The sequence below is a fragment of the Paenibacillus hodogayensis genome, assembly GCF_039536325.1.
Taxonomy (GTDB): Bacteria; Bacillota; Bacilli; order Paenibacillales; family NBRC-103111; genus Paenibacillus_AB; species Paenibacillus_AB hodogayensis.
On sequence record NZ_BAAAYO010000002.1, the window covers coordinates 779,413 to 803,634 of the forward strand.

Genomic DNA, 24,222 nt, shown 5'->3' on the forward strand with positions numbered 1-24,222 from the left:
GCCTTTGCAGCAGCTCCTCTGCTCCAATGCCGGCTTGTAATCTAGCCCAATACGTTCCTACTTTAAGACTATTTCAATGAAAAAAAAATCCCCCAATCGGGGGGTATTTTATCAATTCTTTACGTGAAGGTTAGAAACCTTACGACCTGCTCCGAGCAGCCGCTTACTTGCTTTGGTGCGACCGCACCTTCAGTAGAACCGTCACCGCTTCTCCCCTTACTGTCTTCGCGTTCGGGTCAAACCGGTTTAGGTCTTTGCCTTCTACAATGCCCAATTTCTTATTGGCTGCCACGGCACCCTTCGCCCATTCCGGAATGTCCTTTTCGTCGGCGAAGCCGGTTGCCGTATTCGCTTCGATCGTTAAGCCGAGCGCTTTCGCGATCATCGTCGACATCTCCGCGCGCGTCATTTCCGCGTCCGCTCGGAACGTATTGTCTTCATACCCTTGAATAATTCCTGCCTGCACGGCTTGCGCTACGGCTTTCTGCGCCCATGTTCCAATATTCGCCTTATCGGTGAAGGTCAGTGCCTTCCCTTCCCCTTGCGGCTTCAGCGTATTCATCAGCATCACCGCAAACTCCGCGCGCGTCACGGCTTTCCCGGGCTTAAACGTCCCGTCCGGATAGCCTGTCACGATTCCCACGCTTACCGCCTGCTTGATGTTCGCCTCGGCCCAATGTCCGGCTATATCGCTAAAGCTAATCGCCGGCTTCGTCTCCGGTACTTTCACAGCAGCTTCCGGATCAACAGCGAATACCGCAAATTTCGTAAAGTGATCTACATCTACGGAAATCGTGGATCCCTGAATCTTGCCGCCCTTCACTTCGACCCATACTTGCTTGGCCTCGTCATAATAGAATACGACGGGCTGTTGACTGCCTTTCAATACAGTCGGGTCAAAAGCTAAAGTAACGGTTACCGGTTTATTGAAATTTTCTGTAAGGTTTTTCAAAATCTCAAAGACCGGGCTGGCCAGAACCGTTTTGTCAGTTAAAAGCTTTTGATAATCCAATAATTTCTCTACCGTTATTTTCAATTCTTTGCTCGTTGCATGGGCAGGAATTACGATCGTGACCGTATCTCCCAAGCTAACCTTGCCGCCTCTGCCGACAGGTATCGTCAGCTTGCCGTCCGTGGAAGTAACCGTGCTGTTGCTGGAGGAAGCCGGGCCTCCGCCACTGCCTCCGCTTCCACTGTTGCCGCTGCCATCGCTGCCGTTGTTGCCGGATGACGACTTCGGCGTGACTTCATTGGAGACAGCGGATGCCGTGCTGCCGCCAACGCTGTTGATCGCTTTTACCGTAAAGGTATAGGTCAGGCCGTTCGACAAGCCGGTTACCGTGATTGGGCTTGTCGTTCCCGTAACGGCGATGTTGCCGGGGGTGGAAGCTACCTCGTAGCCCGTAATGGGACTTCCGCCATTATCCGCAGGTGCCGTAAACGAAATCGTAGCTTGACTGCTGCCAGCGATGGCCGTTACACCCGTCGGAGTTCCCGGGACGGTCTTTGGCGTAGCGCTCGCTTCGTTGGAAATCGCGCTTTCTCCTCCGGCATTGATCGCCTTAACGACAAAGTAGTGCGTGGTGCCGTTGATCAGGCCCGTGGCGCTGTAGCTGTACACCGAGCCGCTTACGGTGCTGAGTTCGGCTCCATACGTTCCAGAGATACTGCTCTGGAATACTTTGTACCCTGTCGAACCGTTGACCGGATTCCAGGCCAGCGTGACTTGCCCATTGCCTGCTACGGCAGACTGGAGGACCGGAGCTTCAGGCGCCGGCACTTGCGGCGTAGCGCTCGCTTCGTTGGATGTCGCGCTTTCCCCTCCGGCGTTGATCGCTTTCACGACAAAGTAGTATATCGTGCCGTTGGTCAAGCCGGTGGCGCTGTAGCTGTACACTGCGCCGCTAACCGTATTGAGTTCGGCTCCGTACGTTCCGGAGATGCTGCTCTGGAATACCTTGTATCCTGTCGAACCATTGACCGGATTCCAGGCCAGCGTGACTTCTCCATTGCCCGCTGCGGCAGACTGAATAACCGGCGCTCCAGGTGCCGGTACTTGCGGCGTAGCGCTCACTTCGTTGGAAATCGCGCTTTCCCCTCCGGCGTTGGTCGCCTTCACGACAAAGTAGTACGCGGTGCCGTTGGTCAGGCCGGTGGCGCTATAGCTGTATACGGCGCCGCTTACGGTGTTTATCTCGGCTCCATACGTTCCGGAGCTGTTGCTCTGGAATACCTTGTACCCTGTCGAACCGTTGACCGGATTCCAAGCCAGCGTGACTTGCCCATTGCTTGCTACGGCTGACTGGAGGACCGGCGCTCCGGGCGCCGGCACTTGCGGTGTTGCGCTGGCAGCTTCAGAAGCCACGCTATTCCCTAATTGGTTCATAGCAACCACCGTAAAGGTATACCTGATTCCATTCGTTAAACCCGTCACGACAATCGGGCTATTCGCTCCGGTAGCGGTGATCCCACCCGGATTGGCCGTTACGGTATAGCCCGTGATCGCACTTCCTCCATCATAGGCAGGTGTCGTAAAGCTGACGACCGCTTGTCCGTCTCCCGCTTCTACCCTTGCACCCGTAGGCGCATCCGGTTCAACCGTCATAGTCAGCTTCTGGATGCGATTGTTTTCCGGATCGGCTACATACACATTTCCCCGGCTGTCTACGGCCACTCCCATGGGATAATCAAATTCGCCCAATTCATTCCCAGATTGGCCGCCGCTCTTTCCCCATTCGGTCCATTGTCCCGTGTCTGCGTTTCGCTTCTGGATGCGACTATTACCCGAATCCGCCACATACACATTTCCGATGCTGTCTACCGCCACCCCATTCGGATAAGCAAACTCGCCCAATTCATTTCCGTATTGGCCGCCGCTCTTTCCCCATTCGGTCCATTGTCCTGTGTCTGCATTCCGCTTCTGGATGCGACTATTATTCGCATCCGCCACATACACATTTCCGCTGCTGTCTACCGCCACTCCATTCGGATAAGTAAACTGGCCCAATTCATTTCCGGATTGGCCGCCGCTCTTTCCCCACTCGGTCCATTGTCCCGTCTCTGCGTTTCGTTTCTGGATGCGATGATTATACTTATCGGCCACATACACATTTCCGCTGCTGTCTACCGCCACTCCCGTTGGATAAGCAAACTGGCCTAACTCACCTCCATATTGGTTTCCCAATTCGGTCCATTGTCCCGTGTCTGCATTCCGCTTCTGGATGCGATTATTATCCGAATCCGCCACATACACATTTCCGCTGCTGTCTACCGCCACTCCATTCGGATAAGTAAACTCGCCCAATTCATTTCCGGATTGGCCGCCGCTCTTTCCCCACTCGGTCCATTGTCCCGTGTCTGCGCTCCGCTTCTGGATGCGATTATTATCCGTATCCGCCACGTACACATTCCCGCTTTTATCTACCGCCACTCCATTCGGATAAATAAACCCGCCTGGGTCCGTACCGTAAGTTATCCCCTCATAGCCAAAATGACTCCATACATTCGTTGTTACGGTTAACTTCTGTATACGATGATTATTGGCATCGGCCACATACACATTCCCGATGTTGTCTACCGCCACTCCCCGTGGATCGTTAAACTCGCCTAGCCCACTTCCATTTTGACGGCCATTCTTTCCCCATGCGGACCATTCTCCGGTCGTTGCGGATCGCTTCTGTATGCGATTGTTCGACTGATCGGTCACATACATATTCCCGCTGCTGTCTACGGCCAATCCACTTGGAGAATCGAACTGCCCCAAACCATCTCCGGGGTCAATGCTTGCCCACTCGCTCCAGCCCGCTGCGGTTCGCTTCTGTATGCGATTTTCATCCAACACGTATATATCCCCGCTGCCGTCTGCCGCTATTGCTTTCGGATAACTAAATTGGCCCAATTGAGTTCCCGATCCGCCCAACGATTCAATCCAATCCCCCGTTGAAGTTAATTTCTGTATGCGATGGTTATACGTATCCACCACATACACATAATCTTGGCTGTCTACCGCCACACCTTGGGGATAAAAAAACTCTCCCGGCCCATTTCCCCATGTACCGCCGGCCTTTCCCCAAGTGGTCCAATTTCCGGTAGCTACCGTCCACTTCTGTATGCGATTGCTACTCGAATCGGCGACATATATATTTCCGCTGCTGTCTACTGCTATTCCCTTTGGATTATTAAACTGTCCCGCTTCTGTTCCGGATTGGCCTCCGCCCGCTCCCCATTCGCTCCACAACCCCGTAGCTGCGGTCCATTTCTGTATGCGATTGTTTCCCGAATCGGCTATATATATATTTCCGCTGCTGTCCGCCGCCACTCCGGACGGATAATTAAATCCCCCTGCATTTATGCTTCGAACTGTTCCTATCTGTCCATATTGACTCCATTGTTCGGCCGCTTGTGCCGGGATCGCAAATATACATACAATCAACAGCATAAGGCCCGATACAAACCATTTGCCCATAACCTGCTTTGCTTTTCTCGGATTCATACGTTACCTCTTTCTCCTCTCATCGATCCTCTGAGTAACCTGGATCAATACTTTCCTACTTTAAGACTATTTCAATGAAAAAAAAATCCCCCAAACGGGGGGGATATTATCATTCCTTACGTGAATTTTTGGGATTGCTGTACTGCTTGAACGCGATTGTTGACTCCTAGTTTTCTGTACACATTTTTAAGATGATACTTTACGGTCTCATCGGCGATGTTCAGGCGACGGGAGATTTCTTTGTTCGACAATCCTTCCGCGATCAACAGCAGTATATTCGTTTCCTGTTCGGTTAATCGCCCTTTAGGAGCATGTTCCTTTGCCGACACGAGCTGCAAAGCTTGCAGCAGTTGCTTTACATAAGCCGGCGTAACCGGAAAGGAATGTCCCGTATGCCCAAGCAGACCGGCTTGGCCTTGCTGTACGTTCACATACGCGGATAGCAGCTCCTTCATTACACCTCCTTCGTCTATAAAGCTGCGGATATACCCCTCCGGCTCTGCCAACTGCAAGGCGGCCTCCAGCTTGACAAGAGCTGCTTTCGTATGTCCTGAACGTTGAAGCGTCACGCTATGCAAAACAAGAACTTTGATCCGATCCCGGAGACGATCCTCTTTGCTCAACAATCGATGCAACCGCTCCAGCACATGCAGCGCATTCTCCGTCCGTTCGCACACAGCAAGCACCCGAGCGAATGCCAAGTACTCCTGAACCCGATTCATCGAAATCTCATCGGTATGCGAAAGCCCGCAACGCCCCAGCCAATCCATCGCGTATTCGGACGAACCCTGCCGTAGAGAAAGACACGCTTGTTCCGCCTCGATATTCAGCAGGAATAGCTCATAATCGGGGGAATCGATCTGCAGCTTGACTTGCGAGAGCAGTTCCGAAGCCCGGTCGGCATGTCCGAGCGCCTGCTGGATCCTTGAAGCGCTAAACGCCACTTGCTGCAAAATCCGCGCATAGGGCAGTAGATCCCGTCGTTGCAGCGCTTGGCTCGCATACCGTTCCGCCTCTTCCAGCCGATTCCATTCGTACAGAAGCTTGCTGTAAGAAGCTAGTACAAGACCGGCAAACGGATACGACTCCTTGCTCCCCAAAATGGAGGACCATTTCTCCAGGAAGGCTTGAGCCGCATGAAGATCGTTGATGTACGCCAAATGATCGTCAAACAGATCGTAGCCTTGATACCGGTTGCGTCCCATCGTTTGAAAGAAGCTGCCCTCCGGTATGTACTGTTCGACCCGTTCGAAATCATCGGAAGTTTTCGCTAAATCTTTTTGAAGGTAAGCGATAATCGAACAGAAGAAGGAAATGTTGCCCATGGCCCGCTTCCATTCCGTGTCCCCCCAAGTTCCTTGCATCGCTTCAAACCGGGCTGCAGCTTGCTCCACTCTTCGGGAAGCGGCTTCCCATTCTCCGACTCCCAGCAATACCGATATATAGAACATTTCCATCATAGGCTTATGCGCAAAGGCGTTATCCGGCAATCGGGAAACCCATCTATGGAGCGCCACGCTTCTCGATTGAACCAACCTGTGGAGATGCTTCTCAATAAGCCGAACGGCATCGGCAAACTGCTCTCCCTCCAAGTAATGCTCTATCGCTTCCTCGTCAAGGCCATGGTCCTCCAACCAGTTGGCTGCACGAAGATGTGAACGTATCCACAGGCCGCGATCTCTCTGGAGCAAATGATGCTGCAAAAAGTCGGAAAGCAGCTGATGGTAACGATACCACTCCCTTTGGTCATCCAGCGGAATCAGAAACAAATTCATTTTTTCCAATTTTTCCAATTGCTCTTGGCTGTTCTCCTGACCGGTGACTGCCTGACAAATGGATTGATTCATCCGGCTTAAAACGGACGTCTCCAATAAAAAGGTAAACGTGGACTCCGATTGATACTGAAGAACTTCTTCCAGCAAATAATCCGATATATGCTGCTGCCGACCACTAAATCGACGAATCGTCTCGGTTATGTTTTCACTTCGCTTCAGAGAAATGGCCGCCAGCTGTAGGCCGCTGATCCACCCCTCGGTCTGATGAAAAAGTTCCGTCACTTGTTCGACCGTCAGGAGTAAATCGGCAGTCTCCCGAAAAAAGACGATCCCCTCATCCAAGTGGAACCGCAGTTCGTGCGTGGGAATCCGCTGGTAATCCCCTTTGGCCAAAAACCTGGCGGTCGGTATGGTCAGATCGGTGCGACTGGCGAGATAAAGATGAATATGCGGAGGAAGGTGATCCAGAAAATAGATGAAAGATTGGTGGATTGCCGGAAGTTCTATGCAATGAAAGTCGTCCAGAACGATGACCTGTTCGTCGGTTAATTCATTTAACTCATTCAGCAATGCCGGGATGGCATGCTCCATGGCTACCGAAGGACCTTTTTCAAGATAATTGTGAACCGCTTTACCAAAATCCGGAACCCCGAGCTGGATCGAAGCGGTGACGAGGCCCCAAAACTGAGTAAAATCGTTATCCCTCTGGTCCAACGAGACCCAGGCTGCAAACACGCCGCATTGATTCGCCCACTCGCTTAATAAAGTGGTTTTCCCATAACCGGCCTGCGCCGAAACAAGCGTCAGCTTGCTCTTCATTCCCTCATTCAGCTTGCGCATAAGCGCCGGTCGGGTTACCAAAGCTTTACGCACGTGGGGGATACGAAGCTTCGTACTTATGATCATGTAAATCCTCCGGGAGTAAAGCTCAGTTCATGTCTTGTTACTATTATTCGACGTTTTTCTACATTTTCCTGTCGACGTCATCCACTGAATCGGCGAAATACAGTCCGGCGGGTAGCACTTTTGCGGTGTGTTAGCGGTGAAGGCAAATAGGGGGGATTAGGAAATGAGCGGGTATGGATATACCGCTCATCCCCCGTCTTGATTCGGGTAAGGAGGAACATAGGCGGAGCGCCCCTGTGCGGCCGTGCCGGCCAAGTCGATCTGGCCCAAGCCGCTAACTGGCTCGCGGGAGCCGTCGCGGGCCGGGTCGGCATACTGCGCGAACCAGTTCGCCAGCTGCCCGCGCAGCTCGATCAGACGGGCAGCGATGTCTGGCTGCCTCTCCGGCCACGCCCCTTCGGCCAAATTGCGGCGTTCCCCGGGGTCGGCAGCCAGATCATACAGCTCATGCGGGCCGTACGGATAGCGATGCACATATTTCCAGTTTTTGCTGCGGATCATGCGAACGGGACCGTACTCATCATAGATGACAACGTGCTCCCGCGACGCCCCCTCGCGGCCCTCCAGCAATTCCAAAAAGCTCCTGCCCGGCAGCCGCGCCACTTCGGTCTCCGGCAGCGGAAGGCCGACATAGGCAAGAAGCGTCGGCATGAAGTCGTAGCCGCTCACCAGCTCGTCGCAGACGCGTCCTTGCGGAATGCGCCCGGGCTGGCTGAACAGAGCCGGCACCTTGACCGAGGTATCGAACATATTGAGCGGGAACGTGCCGTTGCCTTTGCCCCAAATGCCGTGATGACCGCAGTTGAAGCCATTGTCGCTTAGAAAGCAGATAAGCGTTCGCTCGCGCAGTCCGGCATCGTCCAGATAGTCCAGAATGCGGCCGATCTGCTCGTCCATCGCCGTTACCGCGGCGAAGTAGCCCTTCAGGTTTTCGCGCGGATCGTCGGCCCATGGCGCCGTGCGGATCGACCAAGGATGCTTCGGCTCCTGGGGGCAGGATTCGAAGGGGCAATCGGCGTAAGCGTCGACCAGCTCCTTCGGATGGCTGTCGATCCACGGGCTATGCGGAGCGGTGTAGTGGACGCCGAGGTAGAAGGGAGTGCCCCCATCCTGTCGCGATAAAAAATCCAGCGCGTCGCTCGTAATTTCCTCGGTGAGATAGCCCGGCTCCGTGACCGGCCGGCCGTCCCGGATCATCGAGGCCCCGTAATAGGGGCCGCCTCCCGCTTGATGCACATACCAATGGGAAAAGCCCTTTTGCGGTGCTGCGCTGTCTCCGAGGTGCCATTTGCCGCTAAGGCCGCACGTATATCCGGCGGCGGCCAGCAGCTCCGTGTAAGCAATCTGCCCTTGCAGGTACTGAATCGGACGCTCGCCCGCATTGCCTTCGCGAATCCAGTCGTGCACGCCGTGCTGCGACGGAATTTGTCCGGTCAGCAGGGAAGCTCGGGCCGGAGAGCATACGGGCGAGGTGCAGAAGAAACTGCTGAAGCGGGTTCCTTCCGCGGCCAGACGATCCAGGTTGGGCGTGCGAATTTCCGGGTTTCCGGCGCAGCCCATCGCCCAGGCGCCCTGATCATCGCTTAGAATAAAGACGATATTCGGCTGCTTATTCTCAGGAGTGGAGTGGCTCATTTTTTCTTTTGCGCCTCGTATTCCTTGGCCACGGCGGCCAGCACTTTTTCCCCGCCCTGCTCGCGCCACTTCTTGGACAGCTCGGCGAGGCCGGCGTCAATCTCTCTCTTTCCGATCAAGATATCGATGTAGTATTGATTGAACAGTTCATTAAGTACGCCGCCCAGCTCCACTTCTTCATTCGTCGTATTGTTCGTCAAGTTCGGCACGATATTCTCGGTGGCGATCTTCACCGACTCGCGGGCTCTGACGATTTGCGGCTCGGCCTGCGGTAAGTAGTTCTCGGTCAGCGGGTAGACGACGCTTCCCCAAGCGAGCGGGTGGGACCAGCCGTTCGGATCGAACGCATCCTTTGCCCGTTCCTCTTCGTTATAGACGATTTTATCTCCATCCTTCGTATAATGGATGCCCTCGATCCCGAGCTCCAGCAGAGAGCGGCCTTCGCTGGAAAGCATGAATTCGATGAACTCCGCCGCCCGCTTCGGATTGGCCGCATGCTTGGTAACGGCGGTGAACAGGCCGCTTTTCGGCGCTATATTCATGCCGCGCTTCCCGTTAGGTCCGGCCGGAGGCGCGGCGAAGCCCAGCTTGCCCTGCGGGTTGACCTTCTGCAGATTCGTTTCCAGCCTGTTCAGATTTCGGAAAAGAGGAGCTCCCATGACCCCGGCCTTGCCCTGGTAATATTTCTCTTCGCGCTTCTGGGTGTCATTGAGCAGGAATTCCGGATCGATCAGCTTCTCATCCCATAGCTTGCGCAAATAAGTCAAGCCCTGCTTAAAGGCCGGGTGCTCGAAGATCGGGGCCGGCTTGCCCTTCTCGTCCAACACCCAGTCGCCGTGCGGCAGTCCGTAGGCGAAGTGGACAAAGTTGAACGACGTGTTATAGCCGGCCGTCTTCTGGGCGGTAAAGCCATAGGCGTCATTTTTGCCGGTGCGGTTCGGGTCCTGCGTCTTAAACGCCTTGAGCACTTCGTAAAATTCATCGAGCGTCTGCGGCGGCTTGAGGCCCAATGCTTCCAGCCAGTCCGCCCGGTAGGTCATCGTGACGTTGGACTGCTCCTCAATGAACGGATAACCGTAAAATTTGCCGTCTACCGCGGTCCAGCTGTATCTGCCCTCCAGACGGTTTTTTAGCGTGGGCAGAGAAGGCAAATAGTCGTTCAGAGGCACGATCAACCCCTGATCGATCCATTGGTTGACGGACGTAGACGGATAATTGATCGTGACCACATCCGGCAGATCGCCGGAAGCCATCGCCACGTTGATTTTTTCGAAGTTGTTCTCCAGCACGGTTTGGACCTTGAGCTTGATCTTGAGCCGCTTCTCGATTTCCGCGATGATTCGGTTATCCGGCTTCATGGCGTCAGCCTTTACGGCGCCCGGCGTCAAAAACAGGATGTTGACGACCTCATTGGGATCGGATTGCGGGGCGGGAGTCGCCGATTTCCCATTGCTGCAGCCGACGGCTCCGACAGTTAGCGTGGCGATCAAGACAGGCAGCGTGGCTCTTTTCAGTTTGTTCATGATGAGATCAAATTCCTTTCTGTATGGGTTTCAATGCGTGTGAAGCTTCTACTCCTTAACGGCGCCAAGCGTGGCGCCCTGCACGAAATATCTTTGAAAAAACGGATAAATCAGCATGACCGGGATGACGGAAATCATGATGGTGGCCATTTTGATGGCTTTACCCATCAGGAACAGGCTGTCGTCGCCCGTTTGCGCCGCTGCGCCGTTGTCCATCAGCATCGCGCGCAGGAACAGCTGGAGAGGCCACAGCCTTTGATCGACGATGTACATGACAGCGGTGAAAAACTCGTTCCATTGCGCCACCGCATAAAACAGCGACACCGTAGCGACGGCAGGCATGGACAAGGGAAGCACGACCCGGATCAAAATGCCCGGATCGCTGCAGCCGTCCAGCCGCGCCGACTCCTCCAGCTCCTCGGGAATGGATTCGAAAAAATTGCGCATGAGGATCAAATTGTACGTGTGAATCGCACCGGGAATAATCATCGCCCAGATCGAATTCATCATCCCCAACTGCTTGACGACCAGATAGGCCGGGATAATGCCCCCGCTGAACATCATGGTGAATACAATGGCGAACATGATGGAGCGCCCGCCGGGCAGCGATTTCTTGCTGAGCGCATACGCGGCCAGCGTGGTGGCGATCATGCTGATCAGCGTCGCCAGGACGGTAACGATGACACTGGTTCTATAGGACAACCACAGCTGCTTGATCGACAGGATGTGCCGGTAAGCCTCGAAGGTGACCGTCCGCGGAAACAGGTGCAGGCTCGTCGACAACGACTCCTTCAGAGGGGTGATAGACACGACAAAGGAATCCCAGAACGGATACAGGGTGACAAGAGACAGCATCAGCAAAACGACCGTGTTTACAAAGTCGAACAGCCGGCTGCCGTGTTTTACTTGGTTCATACCAGCTCCAGCTCTCCTTGCTTGCGTGGTGGCGGGGACGCGGCAGGTCCGGTAATCCGTGACCGACGTCGCCGGCTTCTATTTCCGCATATCGCTAATAGACACCGCGTTCCCCCATGGCTCGGGCCAGCCAGTTGGCGACCACCAGCAGCGCGAAATTGATGACGGATTTGAACAGGCCGACAGCGGCGGCAAGGCTGTATCGTCCTTCGGTCAGCCCGATCCGGTATACGTAGGTATCGATAATATCCGATACGCGGTACACGCCGGGATGATACAGGACATAAATTTGCTCGAAGCCGGCCTGCATCATGCTGCCGATCCGCAGGATGAGCAGGATGACGATCGTGCTGCGGATGCAGGGCAGCGTGATATGCCAGATCCTCCTCCAGCGGTTCGCCCCATCGATGAAGGCCGCCTCGTACAGCTGAGGGTTCACGCCGGCGAGCGCAGCCATGTAAACGATGGTGTTCCAGCCGAATTCCTTCCAAATCATCGAGGATACGAGCGTTCCGCGGAAGTAGCTTTCATCGGTCAAAAATCCGATCGGCTGCAAGCCTGCATCGCGAAGCAATTGATTGATAAAGCCGCTGTCGATGGACAGCATGTTGACGAGAAGGCCTCCCATAATGATCCAGGAAATGAAGTGCGGCAAATAAATCACGGTCTGAACCCAGCGCTTGAACAGCAGGACACGGACCTCATTCATCAGAATGGCGACAATGAGCGGCAGCGGAAAACCGAAGATCAGCCGATACAGACTGATGATGATCGTATTGGTGAAAATTTGCCAAAACTTATCCAGGCTGAACAAATACGCAAAATGCTCGAAACCGACCCATGGACTGCCGAGAATGCCTTTGGCAAGCTTAAACTGTTTGAAAGCGATGAGCGCCCCGTACATCGTGTAATAATGAAAGATCAGATAGTAGGCGATGGCGGGCAGCAGCATCAAATAAAAATAGCGGTGGCGGAAAACGGTCTTCCAGCGCTTTTTTCCGGAAGCGCGCGGGCCGGACGGCACGACGGCATGTTCGCCGGAGCTTATGGCGGTTTCCGCAAGAGACTGCGGCAAAATCCCCCCTCCTTTCTTGTTTAGTTATCCTATAGGAATAATCATAGAAAGGAAGGGGACGGCGGACAAGTCGCAAATTTCGTCATCCGTCCGAATAACGGGGAAAAGGCGGGTTTCATCTTTTGGAAAAGGTGTCATTTTCGGTTTAGAAGATGCCCGGAGCGTTGTCCAGCCGCTCCAGCACGGCTTGTTTGCGGTATTCGCTCGGGGTGAGGTTGATATGTTTGCGGAACGTGCGAAACAGGTTCTGCTTATGACCGAAGCCTGTCTGCTCCGCAATGGAAGCCACAGACTCATCGGTTTCGGTCAGCAGCCGGCATGCTTCCCGGAAGCGTATATCCGTCAAGTAGTCGACAAAAGCGGTACCGGTCACTTCCTTAAACAGCTTGGAGATGTACTGCTGGTTCATGAGGGACAGATCGGCCAATGTCTGCAGGCTAAGCGGTTCCCTGAAGTGCTCCTCCACATAGAGGACTAGCTTGCGTACGATATCATGGTTATTGAGCTTGCGTTTATTTTGCAGCTCTAGCGAGGTGTCGGCGAGCAGCCGGGCAAACCAGTCGCGCAGCTCGTCCGGCGTGTACAGACCCGACAAGGCATGCTGCAGCTTCCGGTCTCCATCGCCGCCTTGCTCCTGCTCTCCCGCCAGTTCCATCCGCAGCATCACGATGCTGTTGAGCATATGCGAGAGCATCATATTTTTCAGGTTGTAGCCGGCTTCGGTATCCTCACCCAGTTTGCGGATCATCTGCTCCTGGAGCTCCAGCGCTTCGGGCAGACGGCCTGATTTTAACTCATGGATAATGCGTTCCACTTGCTGACGGTAGTGAACAAGACGGCTGCGATTGGAATGGTTCATTTGCAGGTCGTCAATCGAGATGATGCTGCCGCTTCCGGCGAACCGCTCATACAAGAGCGCCTCATTGGATTCCCGATACGACAAGGCGATATCGGCCAGCGTATTGCAGCTTCCGCCGATTCCGATGCTGACAGCCGCCTCCCCAAGCTCGGCGCGCATGGCAGCCATCAACGCGGCCGCAAGCGCTTTGGCCCGACCTGCCGCATCGATGCCTTCAACCGGTTCGTCCGGCGCGACGTTCATGATGATGACGTCCTGCTTATGAAAATTGCTTACGTACGCACCGCCCCCGTATCGGGAAAGCAGTGTCTCGCATAAAGTGCGCATCCGGAAGCGGACTTCGTTGTCCAACTGTTCCCGGTTACCGTCAGAAGAGTCTCCAGCCAAAGCGGGACTCCAGTGGAGGCGCAAAGCGAGCACGGCAAACGGACCGGGCCCCAGGGCGATCCGGTAGTAGCGCAGCTGCTCCAGCGCCGACTCCTCGTTGGTCACGCTGCCGGTCAAGAGGTACAGCAGCACATGGTCGCGCATGAGCAGCATTTGCTCTTCGAATTTCACTCTGTACGATTCATTCTCCAGATACAATTGGCTGAACGAGTCGTTAATGTAGCTGAATTCGTCGGAATAGCGGCCGTTCGTAGCCGGCTTGGCCATACTTGCGGAAATCGTCTGCACCATATGTCGGACAGGACGGTAATAGCGCCTGGACACCACGATCATCAGCAGAATGCCGACAAGCAAGCCGGCGAGCGAGATCGACAGCGTCACAACGACCAGTTGTCCGGAATGATTAACCAGCTCCGATCGCGGCGTCAGGGCCAGATAGGTCCAGCCGTTGAACGAGGAGGTCATGGACGAGACGAGCGTCGGCAAGCCGTCCAGATCGGCAAAGAAGGAACTGTCTCCCGCCGTATGAATGTGCTCCAGCACCGCCTCCTGGAATGTTGTGCCCAGCAGGCTTTTGTCCTGATAAGAGATAAGCTCGCCGTTTGCATTCACGATGGCGACATTGCCCAGCTTCTGGCTGTTCGTATTGACGATAGCGTTGTACAGGATACTTTCCTTCAGGTTGATGACCAACACGCCGGTAGTTTGACTGTACTGAACCGGGAAACGGTACAGATAGGTGACCACATGCTCGGATCCCCCCATCGATGACAGCGAACGGGAAGCGATCCAGGCTGAAGAAAGATGCTGATTCAAAAAAGATTCGATACTGGCCTTGAACGGAGAAGAATCATAGTCGCTTAGCCCCGAGCCGGAGAGGAGCTTCTGATTCTGAGCGCTGTATAAGTAGACGGAGTGCAAATAATTGGAAGAATTGACCCGTTCGCTGAAAAGATCGGATGTTTTTTTCAGGTAGCCAAAATGATCCTCTAGCTTCCAAGGGAATAGGAACGATTTTTGCACGTCGACATTCAACGCTAGCGAGTTGGAGATTTGCTGCACTTCCCCTAAAGCCTGCTCAACGATTTTCTTCGTCTGGGCCAGCAGCTCGGCATTCGCTTCCTGCTTCGTTTCCTGCAGCAGCTGGTTCGTATAGCGGAAAACCATGGCGCCTACGACCATGGCCACGATAAAAACGGCGAGCGTAAGCTGCAACAGCAGGCGAACAAAGACAGTTTTCTTCATGGTGTTATTCCCAATCCTTTCGCTTCGCTCCGTTTCTCAGGGGAGAAGGTTGCCATTTCAAGTTATAAACATATTAAACCAATCGGTTTAGTCAGTCAATTTGGGAATTGTAATTTTGCACGGAAGTGGAACACTAAAGAAGGATAATTCAATAGAACCGCCTAATTCATTAAAGAGTTACAAATCCAATGCGCAGGAGGTAGCCATGGGCAGATTAGTTCATTTTGAGATTCATGTCGATGACATGGAGAGGGCCAAAACGTTTTATGCAGAAGTATTCGGATGGACGTTTGAGGACTGGAGCAGTTACGCTGGCATGCCTTATTTCGGAGCTGTGACTGGCGATGCAGATGCGCTTGGAATTAACGGAGCGTTGATGAAACGCCGAGGTCCCTCTCCGGATCCAGGCCAGCCTTTAAACGGCTTTGCATGTACGATGGGAGTAGAGGACTATGATTCTACCGAAGCAAAAATTCTCAAGCATGGGGGTAAGCTCGCATTACCCAAGTACGCCCTTCCCGGTATGGCCTGGCAAGGTTATTACATCGACACAGAAAACAACTTGATTGGCATTCATCAACCGGATGCCAACGCAAAATAGTCACTTTCTTCTCCACAATGAAAACCCAGCCCTTATGCGGACTGGGTTTTCTTTTCCCTTTTTTAATTCAGATGCTCATACCCGTCTTTGAATCGCAGCACCCACTCGAAGGAAAGCTGTCCCGCCGAATCGCGGGTAAGCTTCAGTTCCGGATAATCTTTGGCAAACTCGATCGTATAGAACAACGAGTATTGCGCATACGGCGATGGATCTCCAGCTTTGGCGGTCGGAACGTACCGATCCGGATCGAAGCCGTTGTCGCGGGCAAATTGCTCCAACGTCACGGAGTTGTCGATTTGACCGGAAGCTCGCGCTACCTTGTAACGATCCTCCATCTCCCCATATTGGCCCGAGCGCGGCGTAGCTTGCCGAGTCACATCGATCTCGTCGTACACCGCACCGCCTTTGCGGATTCGAAGCAGCGCCTTCTCCAGTCCGGTTCCCGGTATCCCCAAATCCTTTAATAAAAAGGAAAAGTCCGCATTCAATCGTTCATTGGAAATCCCGGTGCCCGTACTCGCTTTGACCACACGGTTCCGATACACATCGTCCAGCAGCGGCAACTGGCGCGTCTCGGCATTCAGTTGCTTCTCCCCTGCGCCACTCCGCTCCCACACGGTCAACTCGTAGTTGTGCTCCAGCGACAGTTCCAGCTCTGTTCCATACTGCATGCCTCCTTGATGTTCCAGCACCGCCTCCTGCGGCTGGCCCTGATCGTCGCGCTTCAAAGACACTGCAATGACGGCGGAGGACGACACTTCCTTCAACGCAATTTGCAAACCGACCTTCGCTTTCTTCTGAACCAGATCAGCCTCGGTCAATACATAGTCAAGCCGCTCTACCTTGTCGGCCCGGGCAGTCAGCTCGCGGCTGATGCCGTTTACGATCTGGCTCTCCAGCATCTGCACCTGCTGCTGCAGCCTGCGGAGTTCCTCGCCTGTGTTGTTGTCATGGCCGCGAATCTCCGACCTGGTCGTGTAGCCGACGTATAGCACTGCCAGCATATTGATCACCAGCAACGCCAGAATCGCTTTTGATCTATCCATAGCGCCTCCTAGTTTCATGTACCCTTTTACCCATAGTGCCTTATTCAAGCGGGTCCAGTCAAACCTTTCGCAACGAATCGCCTGTTCTGAAGCGTCGCCCGCGGGACACGGAAACAAAAACATCGTATTATAAGCAAAAAAGCACCGGGACATTCCGCTGCCCAGTGCTTCCTCTGTATGGTGGCCATTGTGGCGCTGCTTTGAACGAACGCCATCGCGAACTCCGTCTAATGGATATTGCGCTTACTGAAATTGCCGCCCTTCACTTCCGCTATATCATACACAATAATAAAGGCTTTATCGTCGATCTCGTTGATAATTTCCCTCATTTTGCTTTCCTCAAGCCGGTTGATCACGCATGTAATTTCTTTGAATTGCTCGTTGGAATAGCCGCCGTGGACGAACGTATAGGTGGAGCTCCGACCCAACCGGTCGCGGATCGTCTCGATCATCTCTTCCGCCTGACTGGTAATGATTTTATACGTTTTGGAGCCGCTGAATCCTTCCTCCACGATATGTATGACCTTGGAAGCGATAAAATAGGCGATGCCCGACAAGATGGCGCCTTGAAGCCCAAACACCGTCGAGACAACCACGAAGACGAACAGGTTCAGAAATAAAATAAGATCGCTTGTCCCAAATGGCAGTCTTCGGGACAGCAGCACGGCCAGCATGTCGATCCCGTCCAACGCGCCGCCATTCCGCAGCGCCAGACCCATGCCAAAACCGATAATAATACCGCCGACAACGGTAACCAATAGCGTATCGCCCTTAATAATCGTCGGAATATGGTGCATCATGGTCGTGCCGATCGCAAGCGATGCAATACCAATCACCGAATAAATCGCAAAGCTTCGGCCAATCTGCTTGTACCCCAAAAAGATGAACGGAATGTTGATCACTGCAATCAGCAGAGCCAGTGGCAGGCCGGTCCATGCCGAGCCGACGATGCTCAAGCCGGTCACGCCTCCATCCGATACATTGTTGGGGATGAGCACGGCTTCCAAACCATAAGCTGTAATTAAACCGCCGATGATCACTGAAACGGCCTTCGTTATCTTTTTTCTGACGATTGCTTGTCTAGATGCTGCTCCCACTTATGTTCCTCTCTTCTTTCTCGCGTCAAACTGAACCCATCGAACCCCTAGAAACAGTCTGCTATTGGAATGTTGTTGGCCGTGCGATAAAACGTGCTGCTGCAAGTGCTCCATTGGACCAATTTGGTACTTATCTTATGTATTCTCAACAATAATAAACGGATCCGCTGTACGGACCTCGCGAATCTCCGGGATCGAGTCGCGCAACATTTTGGCCAAGGATCAACAACTACTTCAAATCGCTCCCGCACTTGTGCGGTGTGTACTTTACCTGCATCATTCATTCCGGCAAGATCCCTTCCGGATCTTTGCGAATACGCTCGTTATCCTCCATGTTATCATTAAGGTTGTACCTTATTATATCACAACGAAAAAGCCGACAACCAGTTCGCCGGCCGAGGGCTTTTTCAATGAGCTTTTATCACGTTCGGAACACGAACACAGGGCCATTCCAGCTTTGATCCTGGATGAGCGCTTCCTGATAGGACTCATCCCCTTTGTAGGCCGAGATCACGCGTTTCCAAAACGCATAAGCCGGTTGATTGGCTATCGTTTGTCTGACTTCCCATGTCCCGCTAAATCGTTGAAACAACGAGAACACAACCTCTTTGCCGACTCCTTTCCGTCTGAACTTGCGCATAATAAAAAACTCCCCGATTGTATTCGTTTTTTCGGCTGTGCTGAGTTTCATATACGCCTTAGGAACGTCCAGACTGACGAGAGCAAACCCCGCAATCTCTCCATCCACTCGGACAAGGAACGGTCGCCGATGCTCTTCCGTCCATTGGTGATCCAAGTATTTGTATCCGTACAATCCGTGCCGGGATAAAACATGTCCGTCAAATTCACTGCTGTCGTACTCGTACAATTGGATCAAATGATAAAGGATCGTTTTATCTTCATACGGGACCAGCGACAAGTCTATGTGCATTTCGATCCCTCCCGTTTTAAGCCTATTGTAGCATGGCCCTCTCCAATGAAAATGATTATAGTCAAATGTTCCGCTCCGCGTACCATCGCAACAACGGTAGTGCTTTGGCTGGTACCTCGTCTGGATTGTGAGTCTTCTCAAGCTGCGGCAAGGTGTCCGGATAACGGGACGTATATTCGCTCACACACCACCGAACCTTCACCGAAGCAAGACTTAAAGAGCGCTATTCCCCCGTAGGACATCGAATGCTGATATTGAAACTAAAGATGCAGGAAGAAGCAAAAATCCACAATCTCAGCTGATTGTGGATTTCCCATATGGAGGCAAAGCGCGGCACAAAAAAGAAATCCACCTCATGCACCCGAAAGGCGATTAGCAAGCGACGTAGCCGCGACATAGCCGGAGCTCCAGGCCCACTGCAGGTTATAGCCGCCACAATCTCCATCCACATCCATCACTTCGCCAGCCAAGTAGAGCCCCGGCACTAGCTTGGATTCAAGTGTTCCTTCTTTCAGCTCCGCCGTATCGATGCCGCCGGCTGTCGTTTGCGCATTCGTGAAGCTGTTGGTATCCGTCACTTTAAATTCCCAACGCTTTAATATGCGATAAAATGTTTTCTTCGTCTTCCACGAAAGATCTTGGCAAAGCAGATGCGGCTGCTGATCGATTTCTGCCTCCTTCAGGAGGACAGGAATGAGCTTCTTGTTCAAGATGCCGATAAAGGAGTCCGCAACGGTCCGGTGTCCGAAGATCCCCCAGTGCATATCCAGAAATTCAACGACCTCCTCCTCCGTGCGGTCCGGCATCAAATCAACCGATAAGGTCACAGCTTCTTCTCTTCCGAGATGATAGGCAGCCTTCCGGCTTAGCTGGAGAATCGGCGGGCCGGAGATGCCGTAGTCCGTAAACAGAATTTCACCATATTCGCTTCTGATGACTTCACCTCTGACGATGATATGGCCCAATCCCTCGAATTTGATGCCGGACAAATCCTTCAAATGCGGATATTCCAGCTTCAATTGCACAATTCCCGGCACAGGGCTGACCAGAGTGTGTCCCAGACGTTGGGCAAGCACATAACCAGAACCGTCCGTTCCTGTTTTCGGTGCGGTGAGGCCACCCGTACATAGAAATAGGTATTCGCTGGTATAAACCACCTGCTCCTCTGCCTCGGTCCGGCATATAATCGTAAAGCGCGGATGGTTCGTCGAAAAGATAACATCCAGCACTTTGTTTTTGAAGTAGACCGGAACATTCCGATCCTCTAACGCAAGCTGAAAAATATCCAACACCGACGCAGCCTGCAGCGACATCGGATACATCCGGCCATCCTCCAAACTGATCAGCGGAAGCCCGAGCGTAGAGAAGAGATCGATCGTTTGACGGACGCCAAATTGTTGCAGCACAGGCAGCGGGAATCCCGCTTGACTGCTGTGATATTTACGCGACAGAGCGGTCGCCTCATCTGTACCCATTGCCGTTGATTCGTTCGTAATGTTGCAACGTCCATTGCCCGTCGTTAGTACCTTTTTTCCAATCCGATCGTTGCCTTCAATAATTGCCGCATCAATACCCAAGTCCCGTGCCGTAACCGCAGCCATTAGCCCGGCACCGCCTGCACCGATAATGATCAGCTGGTGATGCTTAGAAATTTGGTTCTTATTCATTTGATCGATTGCACCCTTTTGTCCAAGATTCACTTGTTTTTCCCTTCGGAGATTTGTTTAGCAAGCGCCATCGCAGCCGCATAGCCGGAGCTCCAGGCCCATTGCAGGTTATAGCCGCCAAAATCCCCATCAACGTCCATCACTTCGCCCGCCAAATAAAGTCCGGGCACCAGCTTGGATTCCAGCGTTCCTTCTATTAGCTCCGTTGTACCGATGCCTCCGGCTGTCGTTTGCGCATTTGCGAAGCCATTGGTATCGGTCACTTTAAATTCCCAACGCTTCAATATGCGATAAAAAATCTTTTTAGTCTTCCACGATAGATCCTGACAAAGCAGGTGCGGCTGTTGGTCGATCCCTGCCTCCTTCAGCAATACAGGAACGAGCTTCTTGTGTAAAATTCCTATAAAGGAATCCACAATCGTCCGGTGTCCGAAGATCCCCCAGTGCGTATCCAGAAATTCAACCAATTGTTCGTCCGTGCGGCCCGGCATCAAATCAACCGTTACGGTCACCGAATCTCCTATCGCAAGATGATACGCAGCCTTTCGGCTTAGCTGGAGAATAGGCGGACCGGATAAGCCGTACTCCGCGAAATGAATTTCACCAGATTCGCTGCGAACCACTTCCCCGTTGACCGCGATATGGGCCTTGCCCTGCAATTTGATGCCAGACAACGCCTTCAAATGCGGATATTGCAGCTTCAATTGCACAATGGCCGGTACAGGGTCGACCAAGGTATGCCCCAAACGTTGGGCAAGCGTATAGCCGGAACCATCTGTTCCCGAGTTCGGAGCGGTAAGGCCACCGGCACATAGAAATAAGTATTCACTGGTATAAGTGACCTTCTCCTCTGTCTCCGTCTCGCATATGATTGTAAAACGCGGATGATCCGTCGAGACGATCACATCCACCACTTTGTTATTGAAGTATACGGGGACATCTCGATCCTCCAGCGCTAGCTGAAAAATATCCAGTACCGATGCAGCCTGCAGCGACATGGGATACATCATGCCTTCCTTCAATCTTGTGAGTGGAAGCCCGAGCGCGAAGAAGAAATCGATGGTTTGACGGACGCCGAATTGCTGCAGCACCGGTAGCGGAAATCCAGCCTGAACGCCGTGAAACTTGCGCGATAAGGCGACCACTTCATCCATACCCGTCGCAGTAGATTCATTTGTAATATTACAGCGACCATCGCCTGTCATTACTATTTTCTTCCCGATTCGGTCGTTCCTCTCTAGAATCGCGGTGTCGATGCCGAGGTCCTTCGCAGTTACGGCGGCCATGAGTCCTGCAGCGCCTGCGCCGATAATAAACAACTTGTGATGGTTGGAATTTTGAGCCTCTATCATGATTGGTCCATGCGTCCTTTGTCCGATAAATTTATTATAGGAAGTGTGGGTTGTTTTTGAAACACCAACGTGCTTTATGCCATTATAGCACAGGTGCAACCATCGCTTGCTATCGAGCCGAATGTAGCAATAAACCGAAGCGTGTTTCATAAGATGCTGGATCGTAACCAACCTTGCTATGATTCAAGGATATAGTCCAATGGAAAAAGCTGATGTAGTCACATATTTAATATCGTCCGAGTACTTCCCTCGTAATCTCATCAATTCCATATATTTTATTTTCAATTTAATCGTCCCTTAACAAATAAGCATTAAACTAACTCTAACGATTCACATTATACATTATATATAGAAAGGAATTGCATCTTATGGGAATTCATAAATACTTTCAATCACTTAACGATCTCGAACGTATTATTCGCTGTCCTGGAAAATTTAAATTTGAAGAGCACAGCGTTTCCGCTCATTCATGGAAGGTTGTACAATACGCAAAAACATTAGCAGACATTGAAGAAAGTAAGGGCGTCTCGATAGATTGGAAGAAGCTTTACGAGATTACCAGCAGCCATGATTATGGTGAAATATTTATTGGAGATATTAAAACGCCCGTTAAGCATTACTCACTGGAACTGCGCGGCATGCTGCAGCAGGTAGAGGAAGGAATGATTGCTCATTTTATAGAAGAAAATATTCCAGAGGAGTTCAAGCCTATTTTCCGCAGACAACTGCGCGAAGGCAAGGACGATTCCGTCGAAGGTCTAATTCTTGAATTGGCCGATAAACTTGATCAAGTCTACGAGGCCCTTACTGAATTGCAAAGAGGCAACACAGAGAAGGAATTTGTGATTATGTATCGCGAAGCGCTCATTAAAATCAAAAATATAAAGCTACATTGCGTAGACTATTTTTTAAATCACATCTTACCTGACATTGTTAAGGAAAGCTCCAATTGTCCTATTGACATCCAAAAGATTACAAAAGAAGCTTTAGAGCTTTAAACTTCAACTTTAACTTCAGTTTTAACCCCCATCACCACATAACATGATTTTATATGTAGTTAATTATAAAAGCTACATTGCAGCACTCCTCCATTGCATTTCCAACCTTCCCTTTCCAATCTCTTCGCTTCTCAATTAATTGCAATAACCTTTCTGTCACCTTGCCTTTAGGAAGTCCATTTTTTTCCAACAAGGTCGAGACTCACACCCTTAACGATTTATGTGCTAAAAAAATCCCCGGGAGATTTTCCCGAGGATTTAAAGTATGGATGGTCGCGACTTATTACTTTCCGGTTTGCGATTGAACGTATTTATTAATCTCATCCTCAGCTTCACGAAGCGCCGTATTCGTATCTTTAACGCCGTCAACATACTGCCTGAAGTGGCTTTCCAGAATGCTGACAGCTTTGGAATAGTAGATGGATAACCGCGGCGCAGGTGCAGGCTTGCTCTTGAAAATCCCTTCCAAATGCTTTCCTTTCAAAATAGGCATATCCGCACCGTAAGCCTGCTGGAATTTCGGATCGTTCAGCAGCGAAACGCGTCCAGTCTTTTTAGTAGCGATCATTTGCACTTCGTCCGAAAACAAAACTTCAAGCACTTTCATCGCTTCTTCTTTGTGTCGGCTAGTTTTACTGATGGACATGATGTGCAGGTCGTACATCCCAGAAACATTAGGTTTATCCTTGTAGCTCGGATATTGGACAACATCCCAATTGTACTCGGGGACTTGTGCGATATAGGGGAACATATTGACGGTTGCCGTCATGGCGACTGTTCGATCTTTAATAAAAGAATCGTATGTGCTGGCCCCCCATTTAGGCGGTTTATTCTCGGGTAAAGCATACACATCCTTGCCTAATTCAAACAGCTTTTTATAAGTATCGTAGTTGGAACCGATGGTTGTTTTATGGGTAGTGGCGTCAACAATATTTAAGGACAAAGGAAAGCTCATTCTTTGAATGCTTTCCGGATCCAGACCACGATAAGCAACACCGTTTTCCATCCTTGTTAACTTTTTAGATAGCTGAATCACATCTTCCCAGGTCATGCCGTCCTTCGGATACTCCACTCCGAATTTATCAAAAATGTCCTTATTGTAGTAAAGAGCATTAAACTGTCTGTTGTAAGGCAGGCCGTACAGCTTCCCGTCATCGGAAATTTTTTTGATAGTCTCAAGCGCTTGCTGGTCAAACCGGCTTAAGTCAAAACCATTTGCTTTTGCCAGCGGCGTCAAATCTTCGATTACACTTAGGTCCATTGCTGCAGACAGGCTGCCGTTCCAGGTTGTGATTAGATCCAATTGACTTCCTGAAGCCACATGATTTTGCAAATCATTTTTAGTCCTGTCTATCACCTCGACGGTAATATAGGGATACTTTCGGTGCAGCGGTTCATTGATCATAAGCTCCAAGTCTTCCGGGGTGATCAATTGGCCAGGGTGCAGCATTAGCTTCACAGGTTCGTGATGTTCTTCGGCTTTCCCTGTGCTGGCGGCTGGAGAAGCGCCGGAATTCGAGCTGCCTGAGCTGCAACCCGCCAACATGCTGGCTAAAAGAACAACCGATAATGCAAATCTCATTTTCAACTTCGCTTTCATTGGTTTTCAATCCCTTCATTCGAGTTTTACAAAACCTTAATAAAAGTGGAGAAAATTGCAGCCGAATTTGAATATTCACATTATGTATTGCCTTGCACAAATTGAATATTATAATAGA

15 protein-coding genes are annotated in these 24,222 nt (G+C 51.8%); 2 read left to right on the forward strand and 13 right to left on the reverse strand.

Translation table 11 applies throughout. The features are described 5' to 3' along the window. Positions 1 to 163: 163 nt before the first annotated feature. The 7 genes from ABD796_RS08870 to ABD796_RS08900 form a co-directional block, all read right to left on the reverse strand. Positions 164 to 4,492: a fibronectin type III domain-containing protein gene (locus ABD796_RS08870; protein WP_344906047.1), complete on the reverse strand. Its 4,329-nt coding sequence runs from the start codon at positions 4,490 to 4,492 to the stop codon at positions 164 to 166. A 116-nt stretch (positions 4,493 to 4,608) separates the two neighbouring features. Beyond that, the gene (locus tag ABD796_RS08875; RefSeq protein WP_344906050.1) at positions 4,609 to 7,173 is read right to left on the reverse strand and encodes a winged helix-turn-helix domain-containing protein; all 2,565 of its coding nucleotides are present in this window, start codon (positions 7,171 to 7,173) and stop codon (positions 4,609 to 4,611) included. A 186-nt stretch (positions 7,174 to 7,359) separates the two neighbouring features. Next, the gene (locus tag ABD796_RS08880) at positions 7,360 to 8,808 is read right to left on the reverse strand and encodes a sulfatase family protein (protein ID WP_344906053.1); all 1,449 of its coding nucleotides are present in this window, start codon (positions 8,806 to 8,808) and stop codon (positions 7,360 to 7,362) included. Continuing rightward, positions 8,805 to 10,331: an extracellular solute-binding protein gene (locus ABD796_RS08885; protein WP_344906056.1), complete on the reverse strand. Its 1,527-nt coding sequence runs from the start codon at positions 10,329 to 10,331 to the stop codon at positions 8,805 to 8,807. Before ABD796_RS08885 ends, ABD796_RS08880 begins: the two co-directional genes overlap by 4 nt. 48 nt (positions 10,332 to 10,379) lie before the next feature. Next, a complete protein-coding gene (locus ABD796_RS08890) occupies positions 10,380 to 11,246 on the reverse strand; it encodes a carbohydrate ABC transporter permease (RefSeq protein ID WP_344906059.1) in 867 nt (288 codons plus the stop codon). A gap of 94 nt (positions 11,247 to 11,340) precedes the next feature. After that, the gene (locus tag ABD796_RS08895) at positions 11,341 to 12,321 is read right to left on the reverse strand and encodes an ABC transporter permease (protein WP_344906062.1); all 981 of its coding nucleotides are present in this window, start codon (positions 12,319 to 12,321) and stop codon (positions 11,341 to 11,343) included. 145 nt (positions 12,322 to 12,466) lie between these two features. Continuing rightward, positions 12,467 to 14,812 carry a helix-turn-helix domain-containing protein gene (locus tag ABD796_RS08900; RefSeq protein ID WP_344906065.1) on the reverse strand — a complete coding sequence of 782 codons (2,346 nt, stop codon included), beginning with the start codon at positions 14,810 to 14,812 and terminating at the stop codon, positions 12,467 to 12,469. Between the two features lie 205 nt (positions 14,813 to 15,017). On the opposite strand from ABD796_RS08900, the gene ABD796_RS08905 reads away from it, so the two are divergent. Continuing rightward, positions 15,018 to 15,413 carry a VOC family protein gene (locus tag ABD796_RS08905; RefSeq protein ID WP_344906068.1) on the forward strand — a complete coding sequence of 132 codons (396 nt, stop codon included), beginning with the start codon at positions 15,018 to 15,020 and terminating at the stop codon, positions 15,411 to 15,413. Between the two features lie 62 nt (positions 15,414 to 15,475). Here ABD796_RS08905 and ABD796_RS08910 read toward each other — a convergent pair whose 3' ends face one another. From ABD796_RS08910 to ABD796_RS08930, 5 genes are all read right to left on the reverse strand, one after another. Continuing rightward, positions 15,476 to 16,459: a hypothetical protein gene (locus ABD796_RS08910; protein ID WP_344906070.1), complete on the reverse strand. Its 984-nt coding sequence runs from the start codon at positions 16,457 to 16,459 to the stop codon at positions 15,476 to 15,478. 227 nt (positions 16,460 to 16,686) lie between these two features. Next, positions 16,687 to 17,532 carry a YitT family protein gene (locus ABD796_RS08915; protein WP_379116601.1) on the reverse strand — a complete coding sequence of 282 codons (846 nt, stop codon included), beginning with the start codon at positions 17,530 to 17,532 and terminating at the stop codon, positions 16,687 to 16,689. Between the two features lie 445 nt (positions 17,533 to 17,977). After that, positions 17,978 to 18,487, reverse strand: a complete 510-nt coding sequence (locus ABD796_RS08920; protein ID WP_344906076.1) for a GNAT family N-acetyltransferase — start codon at positions 18,485 to 18,487, stop codon at positions 17,978 to 17,980. A gap of 353 nt (positions 18,488 to 18,840) precedes the next feature. Beyond that, on the reverse strand, positions 18,841 to 20,187 hold the full coding sequence (locus ABD796_RS08925; protein ID WP_344906079.1) for a BaiN/RdsA family NAD(P)/FAD-dependent oxidoreductase: 1,347 nt from the start codon (positions 20,185 to 20,187) through the stop codon (positions 18,841 to 18,843). Next, positions 20,184 to 21,506 (reverse strand): aminoacetone oxidase family FAD-binding enzyme, encoded by a 1,323-nt coding sequence (locus tag ABD796_RS08930; protein WP_344906082.1) that lies wholly within the window; start codon positions 21,504 to 21,506, stop codon positions 20,184 to 20,186. The genes ABD796_RS08925 and ABD796_RS08930 overlap by 4 nt, the downstream gene beginning before the upstream one ends. Before the next feature lie 368 nt (positions 21,507 to 21,874). Between ABD796_RS08930 and ABD796_RS08935 the strand changes: the two genes are divergently transcribed. Beyond that, positions 21,875 to 22,504 (forward strand): YfbR-like 5'-deoxynucleotidase, encoded by a 630-nt coding sequence (locus ABD796_RS08935; RefSeq protein WP_344906085.1) that lies wholly within the window; start codon positions 21,875 to 21,877, stop codon positions 22,502 to 22,504. A 283-nt stretch (positions 22,505 to 22,787) separates the two neighbouring features. Here the strand turns inward: ABD796_RS08935 and ABD796_RS08940 are convergent, their stop codons facing one another. Then, a complete protein-coding gene (locus ABD796_RS08940; RefSeq protein ID WP_344906088.1) occupies positions 22,788 to 24,104 on the reverse strand; it encodes an ABC transporter substrate-binding protein in 1,317 nt (438 codons plus the stop codon). Between the last annotated feature and the right edge of the window lie 118 nt (positions 24,105 to 24,222).